Consider the following 11,063-nt stretch of genomic DNA (forward strand, 5'->3'; position numbering starts at 1 on the left):
TATTTGAAAAGTATTTAATTCAAAGTATTTCCGTCTGAAATTGATTATAGCATCGTAATAGTTTCAGTAAAATTTCATTTGTGTTTCAAGTGAAAACGTTTTTTTGTAATATAGACTTCTTTTTTATGGCATAAAAAAAGGAAGAATCACTGCCATCGCAATGATTCTTCCTGTTATTTATAGCATTGACATCGGATTAACGGTATTCGCCGGACCTGAAGCACTGTAGCTATAACCACCTACGTGAATTTCGAAATGTAAGTGTGGACCTGTTGAATTCCCTGTACTTCCAAGAGCTCCAATTTGTTCACCCTGACTGACGCGTTGACCTGCACGTGCATTCAACGAACTCATGTGTGCGTAAACTGTAGTATACGTTTTTCCATCTAACTGGTGAGCGATCATGACGTGGTTACCATATGGACCGCCACTTGATGCTGTGATGACCGTTCCGGTTGCTGCTGCAACGATTGGTGTGCCGACTGGAGCACCAAAATCGATTCCGTTATGGAATGAATAACCGTTTGATCCACTTGCCGAACCATACCCTTGCGTGATCCCTCCGCTTGTCGGATGAATGAACAACGAAGATGAGGATGGAGCAGGTGGTGCTGGTACTGGTGTCGGAGCAGGTGCTGCCTGCGGTACAGTTGGTGTCGCTTTTGGTGCAGATTGTTTTGTTGAACCGGTAGCAGGTGCTGATGATTTCTGATTCGCTTTTGCTGCTGCTTTCGCCGCTGCTGCTTCCGCTGCCTGTTGTTCAGCGGCTGCTTGTTCTGCCGCTGCCGCTTGAGCCGCTTGTGCTTGTGCACGCGCTTTTTCTTCACGGGCTGCCTGAGCTTGTCGTTCTTTTTCGATTCGTGCTTCACGTTCACGGGCTGCTTTTTCAGCTGCAATCGCTTGTTCCTGTGCAATCAAAATTTGTTGGACTTCTTTTGCATCCATCAATTGTGTTTCAAACTTCTTTTTTTGTTTCCGGAGTTCTTTTAAGCGTTTGTTCCGTTCTTTGATTTGTTGCTCAAGTTCTGCTTGTTGACGTTTAAGCTCTTGTTTTTCAACGACTAATTTTGCTTTTTTATCTTTTAATTGTTGCTGGGCACGTGCTAATTTTTTTTGTGTGTTTTGATAGTCAGTAATCATTTTATCATCTTGTTGTGAAATCGATTTTCCAGCTAAAACACGGCTGACAAGATCGCCGACATCTTTTGATCCAAAAATGACTTCTTCCCACTTAATCGAATTCCCGTCATTTTCTTGCATGACACGAAGACGGTCACCAAGTAATTTTTCTTGGCGTTTTAATTTCGCTTTATATTTTTCGATTTGTTTCCCCAGCTCAACGATTTCTGCTTCCGTTGCTTTGATTTGACGATCTTTTGCTTCAACGGCAAACATCTTTTCGTTTAATGCTTCATCCAACCGGTTGACCTCTTGCTGTGTTTTAGAGATTTTTTGTCCTTCTTGATTAACAGAAGACTCTAAGTTTTTTTGCGTATTTGCATTTTCTTGTTGTTTTTGTTCGTTTTTGGCTTTTTGTTCACTTAAGTCATCTGCTGCTACGAAATGAGGAGTGGATGAAAGAATAAGTGCGGAAACGATGAGCGATGCGAACGTTTTTTTCATGTGGTATTCCCTCTTTTTCTGTGTAATTTGTATAGGATTTTCTGGGTAGTTTATAGTAATTTTTTTAAGTAATTTGTAATATTATTTAAATTTCATAATAGTTTTTAAAAATTATAAGAACGTTTTTGATTATAGCATTCATTTTACCTCTATTATATTTCAGTGATATGTCATTTTTAATAAGTTCTCTTTTCGCCCGGAATGTCCAATTTTTATGCGGGCGTCTTGATTGCGTGTTGTTGAAGAGTTTGACACACTGTAACTATCGAAGTAAAGGAGGAACTGTCTATGCATTTGGATCATACAGGTATTGCCGTTCGCGATATGCAAGAAGCGATTACGTTCTATACAACCATTTTAGGAGGAACACTGATCCGGGAGTACAGCAATCCGACTCCCGGTGTCGCATCAAATATTGCTGTCATTGCCTTTGAAGATGCTCACATCGAACTATTGACTCCAACCAGTCCCGAAAGTCCGATTGCTCGTTTCTTAAAACAACGTGGAAAAGGTGTGCATCATATTGCCTACCGTGTCGATGATTTAGACCAAGCAATCCACGAAGCAAAAGCACGTGGTATTACCTTTTTAGAAGATACGTATCGCCAAACTCCACTCGGGCGACGGTTAATCTATATGGATCCGCGCCATTCACATGGTGTCATCACGGAGCTATGTGATTATCCAGAAAACTAAAAAAACGAGCGTTTCTCAACCTACAAAGGCGGAGACGCTCGTTTTTTTAGTAAGAACCCAAATTAAGCTAGTTTTGCTAACATTTCACGATTGAATGCCGGAATGTCATCTGGTTGACGGCTTGAAACGAAGTTATCATCTACGACTACTTCATGATCTTCAAACGTCACCCCTGCATTTTCTAGATCGATTCGAATCGATTTATATCCTGTCATCTTACGTCCTTTGACGATTTTAGCATTGATCATCAATTGTGGACCATGACAGATCGAGAAAATCGGTTTTTTTGATGCATCAAATTCTTCTGTAAACGTCACGAATCGATTATCTTCCCGAAGCAGATCAGGTGAGAATCCGCCTGGAATCAATAATGCGTCAAAATCAGAAGAAGACGTCTCATCGATTGTAAGATCGACTGTCACTTTTGCTTCTTCTTGTTTTCCAACAAGTTCCGCTCCCTTTTCAGTTCCGATGACTGTCACTTCATGACCTGCCTCTTTTAACGCTTCAACTGGTCCGGTAAATTCTACATCTTCAAAATGATTAGCGAGTACGACAGCTACTTTTTTACTCATATGATTGATCCCCCAAAATAAAGTTTACGTTACTTATCGAATCCTCGATCTCGAGATGACACCGGATCATCTGGCATCTGATCTTTTCCTTTAAGGACTTCTTCTTGTTGTTCGGGTGAAAGCTCACGTTCCTTATCCGTCAAACGTTTTCGTTCATCTTCAAACTTTTCGTTCGGTCGGTCCGTTTCTTTTGGAGCCATGTGGCGTCCCTCCCTTATCAAGGACAAGTTAGTTGCTTAACGTTTCGACTACTTTTACGGATAAATCAACATCGATGTTGCCACGTGTCGCTTTTGAATACGGGCAGAATTGATGTGTTTTTTCGAGTAGATCCTGCGCTTCTTCCTCTGTCACACCTACGACTTCAACAACCAACTTAGCAGCGATTTTTACACCACCGGCTTCTTCATCTTCGAGCAGGCTGACTTCAGAATTTGTCCGTGTTTCAACTCTTTTTTTCGCTTGACGTGCCATTAAGTTAAAGGCGCCATCAAAACATGCCGCGTATCCGGCAGCAAATAATTGCTCCGGGTTAGACGTTGGTATATTTTCTTTGCCTTTTGTACCAGGCATTACGAGATCTAAATTAATTACGTTATCATCAGAGGCGACCTTTCCATCGCGTCCCCCTACTGCAGTTGCGCGTGAAGTAAGAATTGTTTTCGTCATGAATAAGAACCCCTTTGTCCGCTAATTTTAGTAGCTTGTTTTGGCCACATAAACAGTAATACCACTGTCTGCAGGAGAATAAACAACTAAAAAGGTTCTTCCTCACAAAAAAAAGACTACACCGAAGTGTAGCCGCCTTCTCGACGCTTAGATAATTTCTTCTGTCACTGGTTCTTTTTCAGGTAACTGCAGGTAAATCGATTTGACTTGGTGATTGTCGACTTCCATGACTTTGACCGTATGATTTTTATAACGGAATTCCTGACCACTTGATACTTCCGTATCCTGCGCCATGACCCAGCCACCAATCGTATCAATGTCTTCTTCTTCAATTCCTAAATTAAAACGTTCGTTTAAATCATCGATCAAGACACGACCGGAAATCCGGTACAGTCGTTCATGAATCTGTTCGATGTCTGCTTTTTCATCTTTGTCGAACTCATCTCGAATCTCACCAACGATTTCTTCTAGGATATCTTCCATCGTGATGACACCAGCAGTCCCACCGTACTCATCGATGACAAGTGCCATCGGTGTCCGTTCGACTTGCATTTTCAGCATCGCGTCTTGTAAAGGCGAATATTCCGATACAATCGGTAAGTTGTGGACATAATAACTTAATGCTTTCCCTTTGTTCGCCATATGGTCGGTGAACAGTTGTTTCGCATTGATGAAGCCTAAAATCTTATCCTTATCGCCTTCTTCTGCGACCGGATATCGAGTAAACTGGTATTCCTCGACTAATGCGATGATGTCCTGCATCGTGGCATCATTTGAAATAGTAATTAAATCCGTCCGCGGCAACATGATATCTTTCGCAATCCGTTCATCAAACGAAAAGATATTTTGCATGTAAGACAACTCGGTTTGGTTGATTTCACCACTCTTGTAACTTTGAGTCATGATGATTTTGATTTCTTCTTCCGAATGGGCATCTTCATGTCCGACCGGTTCGACTCCAAATAGACGCAAGAACACGCGGGCTGAGCCGTTTAACAACCAAATCACCGGTTTCATGACTTTCCCGAACCAATAAAGTGGTGGCGCAAGCAACATCGTGATGGCTTCTGTCTTTTGGATCGCTAACGACTTTGGTGCGAGTTCTCCGAGGACGACGTGCAAAAACGTCACGACGGAAAAGGCTAACGTAAACGAAACGACAGTTGAAATAGATTCAGGAAGCGCAATTTCCTTAAACACCATTTCCAAGATCGCGCCCACCGTCGATTCACCTAACCACCCTAACCCAAGTGCCGTCACCGTAATCCCGAGTTGACAAGCTGATAAATAATAATCCAGGTTTTCCACTAATTTTTTAGCCGTCTTCGCCGTTTTGCTACCTTCTGTGATCAATTGATCGATTCGGGACATCCTCATTTTTACGACCGAAAATTCTGCCGCGACAAAAAACGCGGTCAACACAATCAGGAGTGCAATAATCAAAAGCCGAATGATAATCGTTGTTGTATCAAATGTTTCCACTGCGTGTGTACTGTCCAATCGTTTCCCCAAACTAAGGGGATTCACCTCCATTTAATTAAGCCGGCAACATCTTGTCGGTCTTTTCCATCAAAAAGAAGCTTGTTTTTTAACGAACAAGCTTCTCTACTTTTTCATATTCATACTATAACGGAACTCTCACGAAATGTGTACTTGCAGATGACGTTTCTTTTCACTTACACGACATACATGATGAAAACAACGATCATCAACAACATCGCGATTCCTTTTAAGAGGGCACTTGAAAGAATGCCTAGGACGGTTCCGATCCCGATTGATACCGAATCTTTCCATGTTTTTTTACTGATGATTTTTTCGGTCAGAATCGCAAACACAAATGGAAAAATCAGTAGACCGATTCCTGGAATGATGAACGGTCCCGTGATCAAGCCGACGGTCGTCGCGATTTTCGCAGCCTGTGATCCACCACGCCGATCGACCGTATACGAACTGACTAAATAATCCAATGTAAACAACAAAACAATAAAAACCGCTTGGATGATCCAAAAACTAATCGTCAATTCTGTAAAACTAAATCCAAAACCATAAATTAAAAATCCAATGACAAGTAATGGCGCGCTTGGGATGACAGGATAAACAAGTCCGGCAAACGCCGCCAAGAAACAGACGGCAATCAATGTCCATAATACGATGGTCATGCATATCTCCTACTTTCTGATTTCTTTCCTTCCTACGATTACGTCAAAATCCGTGGAGAGGTTTCACAAACGTGCTTTTTGCTCGGCTTGTTCAAGATGACGGCGATCCCACTCATTTAACGACGTCCAATCAACTTCCGAACAGACAAACGGGATGAATTGATCAATGCTGATTCTATGTTCCGGAAGTGCACTCCTCTTCATGATCTCAAGCGATTCAAGCATCGTCGCAAGAACGGAAACATCCTCTTTTCCGTAATGGCGCAGTTGATAGAATGTCAGGTAAAGAAGGTCAGAAAACGTCAGGCGACTCATCACGACCGTTCCTGTTCCAGAGACTAACAGATGACCATCCTGTAAGACGGTATAACGTCTCAATAAATCTCCGATTTGCCGCATCGCATGACGAGCGGTGTTAGGATCGTTAATGCCGGGTGAAATAGCCCGCAGCGCCACTTCCGTTAATTTTTGAATCACAAACGGAAAGTCCTGTTCGGCTGATCGAGTCGGTCCGATAATGATCCCTTTCTCCACATCTTGTTGAGTCGTATTCCCGATTCGTTGACCTTTTGTGACGTAACTCCCGATTGCAACATCGATCACGACATGTTGGTCCGATTTTATCAATAAGTCATAATCAACTGCCTGCAAATAACCGGTCTGAGTAGCAGTCACACTGAAAGGATGGTTCGTCCCGTTGTCGGACACGAGCTGGTAACGTCCCGCTTCAATGGCATCGATGTGTTCTTCAATCAGCATACATCCTTCTTCATGCAGTCGATCGAGTAATGTCGTCACGCGAATCGACTGACTGACAATGTGCACAAACGCGACAAACGCAACAATCGCAATCAAGACGACCAAGACGGCAACGGCTGAGGCAACGACACTATCTTTTAAAGACGGACGCATGAAAAAGAGCATCGTAATCGAATACGTGACAGTCCCGATGAAAATCCCAAAGATGTGTTGCACTTGCCGGTTCTCAATGAAATTCGGTAACGTCCGCGGGGAAAATTGAGAGGAGTAGGTCGTCAAGACAACTAAAATCGTCGAAAACGTAAACGTCATCATCGTCAACAGTCCCGTAAAGACTGCGCTATGAATGGTTTGTGCCAGTCCAAGTGTCGTTTTCCAGTCATTCGGAAACAACTCTTTTGCATATAAATCGATGGTTAAGACGATTGCCGTCAACATCGCTCCACCTAGTCCGTAAAGGAGTGGCCACCACCAGTTTGTTTCTCGATACAATAACTTCAACTTCTGCATTCCTCATCCACTCCACTCTTAAATATACCGGTATATTTTTAATTCCTGTTTCTACATCTAGTAAAACGTATTCTCGTAATTTTTTCAGAAGATGCCAAGTCAATTCATTTTGTGAAAGTGTAGGTTTGTGTTTTACTTCTCCACATAACGTGAATAACTTAAGTGTTATCAAAACGAATTGGAGATGAATATCCATGCAACAGCAAACACAATCAACACTCAATACCGACTTCACTAAAATTTTTATTAATGGTCAGTGGCGCAAAGGCGCAAGTGACAGCAATATGAAAAATACGAATCCTTTCACAGGAGAAACATTATTTGAGATTTCGGCAGCAAATAATGACGACTTAGATGATGCTTATCAATCTGCAAAAGTTGCCCAGAAAGAATGGGCGAAAGTCCCGGCACTAAAACGCCAAGGATTGATCGAACAGTTCTTAAAAGTCATGTATGAAGAAAAAGAAACGATCGTCGAATGGCTCATCAAAGAGTCAGGCAGCACACGCATCAAAGCGGAAGGTGAATTCCTGGCGTCCGTCTTGATCGTTAAAGAAGCAGCTACTTTCCCACTCCGGATGCACGGTGAGATTCGTCCATCGGTCGTTCCTGGTAAAGAAAACCGGATTTACCGGAAGGCACTTGGTGTCATCGGAATCATCAGCCCATGGAACTTCCCGTTCCACCTTGCTATCCGTTCAATCGCAACGGCAATCGCAATCGGAAACGCAGTTGTCGTCAAACCGGCAACGGATACACCTGTTTCAGGCGGTTTGATTTTCGCAAGTCTTTTCGAGAAAGCGGGTTTACCAAAAGGTGTCTTGAATGTCATCGTTGGTCGCGGGTCAGAAATTGGTGATTCCATCGTTGAGCATCCTGTGCCACGCCTGATTTCTTTCACAGGCTCGACTGAAGTCGGTCGCCACATCGGTGAACTCGCCGGGAAACATCTGAAAAAGACTGCCCTTGAACTGGGTGGGAACAATGTCTTCGTCGTCCTTGATGATGCGGATCTCGATCGTGCGGTCGAATCTGCTGTCTACAGCAAATTCTATCACCAAGGTCAAATCTGTATGTCAACAAATCGGATTCTCGTCGCTCAATCGATTCACGATGAATTCGTTGAAAAATATGTCGCACGTGTCAAAGAACTTCAGTTCGGTGACCCTTCAAACGGGCGCACACAAGTCGGACCACTGATCAATCAATCACAAGTCGACCGGATCATGGAAGAAATCGAAAAAACAAAAGCTGCTGGTGCAACAGTCCGTGTTGGCGGCGAAGCCAACGGTAACGTCATCGCTCCTACTGTAGTGACGGGTGTGACAAACGATATGCCGCTTGCGAAAAATGAAATCTTCGGACCGGTCGCTGTCATCATTCCATTCAAAGATGACGCTGAAGCGCTTGAACTCGCTAACTCACTTCCCTATGGATTAAGCGGTGCCGTTCATGGTTCATCAATCGAACGTGCGACTGAGTTTGCACTTCAAGTCGAAACAGGGATGATTCACATCAATGACCAATCAGTCAACGATGAGCCACACATGCCGTTTGGTGGCGAAAAAGACTCAGGTCTTGGTCGTTTCAACGGAGAATGGGTTCTTGAAGAATTCTCGACAGTCCAGTGGTTGTCTGTCATGCACGAACGCCGTCAATACAAACCGTTTTTCGAATAAAAATATGGTGATGACGAAGTACGGGGTTTCCCGTACTTCTACATAAGAAGGGAACAAAATTATGCCATTACTTCGTTTTGATGTCATCGAAGGTCGTTCGGATGAGGAATTGAAGCTTCTATTAGATACCGCGCACGAAGCGATGCTTGAAGCATTTGATGTCCCGGAACGAGATCGTTACCAAATCGTTCATACCCATAAAGCAAATGAGATGGTGATCCAAGATACAGGTCTTGGGTTTCAACGGACAAATCGGGTCGTTCTCATCAGCGTGACGAGTAAGACACGGACAGAAGTAAAGAAACAAGCGCTTTATCGTTTGCTTGCCGAACGACTAGAAGCTAACTGTGGACTCGCACCAAGCGATTTAATGGTCTCTATCGTCGAAAATGACGCCGCGGACTGGAGTTTTGGTCTCGGTAAAGCACAGTTTTTAACAGGTGATCTTTAAAACGTTGTCTGCCATCTATAAAAAGGAGCCTGAACTCGAGCGTATGTCGAGTTCAGGCTCCTTTTCTAATTAGTCTTGATGTTCTTTCGGATTTTCTCGTTGCACTGGTGCTTTCCAGTCAAACGTCTCCGGAACAAAATCAAGACCACCCGGATGAAACGGTTGGCACCGCATCAATCGTCGTGTCGTTAAATACCCACCTTTAATGGCACCATGTCTTTCAATCGCCTCTTTCCCGTAATGGGAACAAGTCGGATAAAATCGGCACGTCGCTGGTTTCATCGGTGAAATCACTTTTTGATAAAAATGAATGCCACCCAACATGACTTTTTTCATTTTTCTCCACCTTCTTTTTCTTACTGTAACGCATATTAAAAGGATTTTTCGCTTGAGTAAATTATACTACTTCTAATAAATACTAAAAAGGAAGTGTACTTATGAGAGCTCTTACGTTTCGTTCATTTGGAGATTCTAGTGTACTGACGTACCAGGAACACCCGACACCTGAACTTCAATCCAACGAGGTATTGATTCAGATGAAAGCAATCGGGCTAAATTTTGCCGATATTTACCGTCGTAAAGGGAATTATCATTTAGAAGGAACACCTCCTTATCTTTTAGGATATGAAGGTTCCGGTATTATCGTTCGACTAGGAGATACTGTGACGGATCTACATGTCGGACAACGCGTCGCCTTTGCCGACGTTGCAAATGCCAATGCGGAGTTTGTCGCTGCCCCCTCTGATAAAGTCATTCCGTTACCAGATTCGATTTCTTACGAAACAGCGGCCTCCGTTTTGTTGCAAGGTTTAACTGCTCACTATCTGACACGAGACAGTTACGAGATCCGGCCGCGTGATTTGGTATTGGTTCACGCGGCAGCTGGCGGCGTCGGACAACTGTTGACACAAATCGTCCGTTTACGCGGTGCCATTCCAATCGGTTTGACATCTTCTCCGGAAAAAGCCGCCATCGCTAAACAAAATGGTTGTGAACACGTTTTTCTCTACTCCGACGACTGGGTAGATCAACTCCATACATTAACAAACCAACGTGGTGTCGATGTCGTTTACGAATCGGTCGGTTCTACCTTGCTGAAAAGTTTTCAAGCAACGAAAGTCCACGGGACCGTCGTTTTTTACGGAATGGCCGGCGGTGATCCTGTGGCGATTGACCCACGTTTTTTAATGGACACCTCTAAGACGTTGACAGGTGGCGATTTGTGGAACGTCTTGACGACTCGGGAAGAGCGAATTCGTCGTGCCGGCGAACTGTTCAGCTGGATTCAGTCTGATCAATTACGATTAGCTCCGCCTACTTTATCAAAATTAGGCGATTCATCTCCCACTTCTAAACGAAGTGAAAGTGGGAGATGAATCGCCAGCCTGCCTTTCGGGTATATTCCCTTTGAAGGAGGTGAAAAATCTTGTTGAAGCACAAGGCCTACAAATTCAGAATCTACCCCACAAAAGAGCAGGAAATCCTGATCGCGAAGACGATTGGATGTTCGCGTTTCGTCTTCAACCACTTCTTATCGAAGTGGGATGAAATGTACAAGACCACTGGAAAAGGACTGTCCTACGGTTCTTGTTCCAAAGAAATTCCTTTGTTGAAGCAGGAGTTCGACTGGTTGAAGGAAGTGGATAGTACATCTGTTCAGATCAGCGTCAAACACCTTGCCGATGCGTTTGACCGCTTCTTCAAGAAGCAGAACGAACGCCCTCGTTTCAAGTCCAAGCGCCATCCCGTCCAGTCGTACAAGACCAACATCCAAGGCAAAAACCAGCTTCCTGAAGTCTCGATTGGATGCAACAAGCCCAAACTTCCAAAGCTGAAATGGGTTCGTTTCGCCCACTCGAAACCGTCCAACACCCAACCATTAACACCAACCACACCAACAGACAGATTCCAGCAAAACCTTCGTTTACCATCACCTCAGAAA

General features: G+C 43.7%; 13 protein-coding genes. 5 read left to right on the plus strand and 8 right to left on the minus strand.

Features of this window, described 5'->3' with window-relative positions; translation table 11 throughout:
* Positions 1 to 177: 177 nt before the first annotated feature.
* A complete protein-coding gene (locus BLD48_RS12080; RefSeq protein ID WP_071500425.1) occupies positions 178 to 1,623 on the minus strand; it encodes a murein hydrolase activator EnvC family protein in 1,446 nt (481 codons plus the stop codon).
* Between the two features lie 288 nt (positions 1,624 to 1,911).
* Here BLD48_RS12080 and BLD48_RS12085 point away from each other — a divergent pair, with 288 nt between their 5' ends.
* A complete protein-coding gene (locus tag BLD48_RS12085; RefSeq protein WP_071500426.1) occupies positions 1,912 to 2,319 on the plus strand; it encodes a VOC family protein in 408 nt (135 codons plus the stop codon).
* 62 nt (positions 2,320 to 2,381) lie between these two features.
* On the opposite strand, the gene BLD48_RS12090 is transcribed toward BLD48_RS12085, so the two are convergent.
* The 6 genes from BLD48_RS12090 to BLD48_RS12110 all read right to left on the minus strand — a co-directional run bounded on the left by BLD48_RS12090 (position 2,382) and on the right by BLD48_RS12110 (position 6,991).
* Positions 2,382 to 2,894 (minus strand): type 1 glutamine amidotransferase domain-containing protein, encoded by a 513-nt coding sequence (locus tag BLD48_RS12090; protein WP_071500427.1) that lies wholly within the window; start codon positions 2,892 to 2,894, stop codon positions 2,382 to 2,384.
* A gap of 29 nt (positions 2,895 to 2,923) precedes the next feature.
* Positions 2,924 to 3,094 (minus strand): hypothetical protein, encoded by a 171-nt coding sequence (locus BLD48_RS16410; RefSeq protein ID WP_201723151.1) that lies wholly within the window; start codon positions 3,092 to 3,094, stop codon positions 2,924 to 2,926.
* Positions 3,095 to 3,122: 28 nt separating this feature from the next.
* Positions 3,123 to 3,563 carry an Ohr family peroxiredoxin gene (locus BLD48_RS12095; protein ID WP_026830885.1) on the minus strand — a complete coding sequence of 147 codons (441 nt, stop codon included), beginning with the start codon at positions 3,561 to 3,563 and terminating at the stop codon, positions 3,123 to 3,125.
* Between the two features lie 147 nt (positions 3,564 to 3,710).
* On the minus strand, positions 3,711 to 5,096 hold the full coding sequence (locus BLD48_RS12100) for a hemolysin family protein (protein WP_143082940.1): 1,386 nt from the start codon (positions 5,094 to 5,096) through the stop codon (positions 3,711 to 3,713).
* A 143-nt stretch (positions 5,097 to 5,239) separates the two neighbouring features.
* Positions 5,240 to 5,722 (minus strand): DUF456 domain-containing protein, encoded by a 483-nt coding sequence (locus BLD48_RS12105; RefSeq protein ID WP_014969537.1) that lies wholly within the window; start codon positions 5,720 to 5,722, stop codon positions 5,240 to 5,242.
* Between the two features lie 63 nt (positions 5,723 to 5,785).
* Positions 5,786 to 6,991, minus strand: a complete 1,206-nt coding sequence (locus BLD48_RS12110; RefSeq protein WP_083412324.1) for a DUF2254 domain-containing protein — start codon at positions 6,989 to 6,991, stop codon at positions 5,786 to 5,788.
* Between the two features lie 194 nt (positions 6,992 to 7,185).
* On the opposite strand from BLD48_RS12110, the gene BLD48_RS12115 reads away from it, so the two are divergent.
* Entirely contained in the window at positions 7,186 to 8,670 is a 1,485-nt protein-coding gene (locus BLD48_RS12115) for an aldehyde dehydrogenase family protein (protein WP_071500428.1), read from the plus strand.
* Positions 8,671 to 8,731: 61 nt separating this feature from the next.
* The gene (locus BLD48_RS12120; RefSeq protein ID WP_071500429.1) at positions 8,732 to 9,121 is read left to right on the plus strand and encodes a tautomerase family protein; all 390 of its coding nucleotides are present in this window, start codon (positions 8,732 to 8,734) and stop codon (positions 9,119 to 9,121) included.
* Between the two features lie 69 nt (positions 9,122 to 9,190).
* On the opposite strand, the gene yidD is transcribed toward BLD48_RS12120, so the two are convergent.
* Positions 9,191 to 9,457, minus strand: coding sequence for a membrane protein insertion efficiency factor YidD (gene yidD, locus BLD48_RS12125; protein WP_071500430.1), 267 nt, complete (start codon positions 9,455 to 9,457; stop codon positions 9,191 to 9,193).
* Between the two features lie 101 nt (positions 9,458 to 9,558).
* On the opposite strand from yidD, the gene BLD48_RS12130 reads away from it, so the two are divergent.
* Both BLD48_RS12130 and BLD48_RS12135 read left to right on the plus strand, forming a co-directional pair.
* On the plus strand, positions 9,559 to 10,497 hold the full coding sequence (locus BLD48_RS12130; RefSeq protein WP_071500431.1) for a quinone oxidoreductase family protein: 939 nt from the start codon (positions 9,559 to 9,561) through the stop codon (positions 10,495 to 10,497).
* A gap of 50 nt (positions 10,498 to 10,547) precedes the next feature.
* On the plus strand, positions 10,548 to 11,063 hold a 516-nt coding region (locus tag BLD48_RS12135; RefSeq protein WP_236630013.1), incomplete at its 3' end, for a helix-turn-helix domain-containing protein.

It is taken from the genome of Exiguobacterium sp. KRL4, from assembly GCF_001870785.1.
Taxonomy (GTDB): domain Bacteria; phylum Bacillota; class Bacilli; order Exiguobacteriales; family Exiguobacteriaceae; genus Exiguobacterium_A.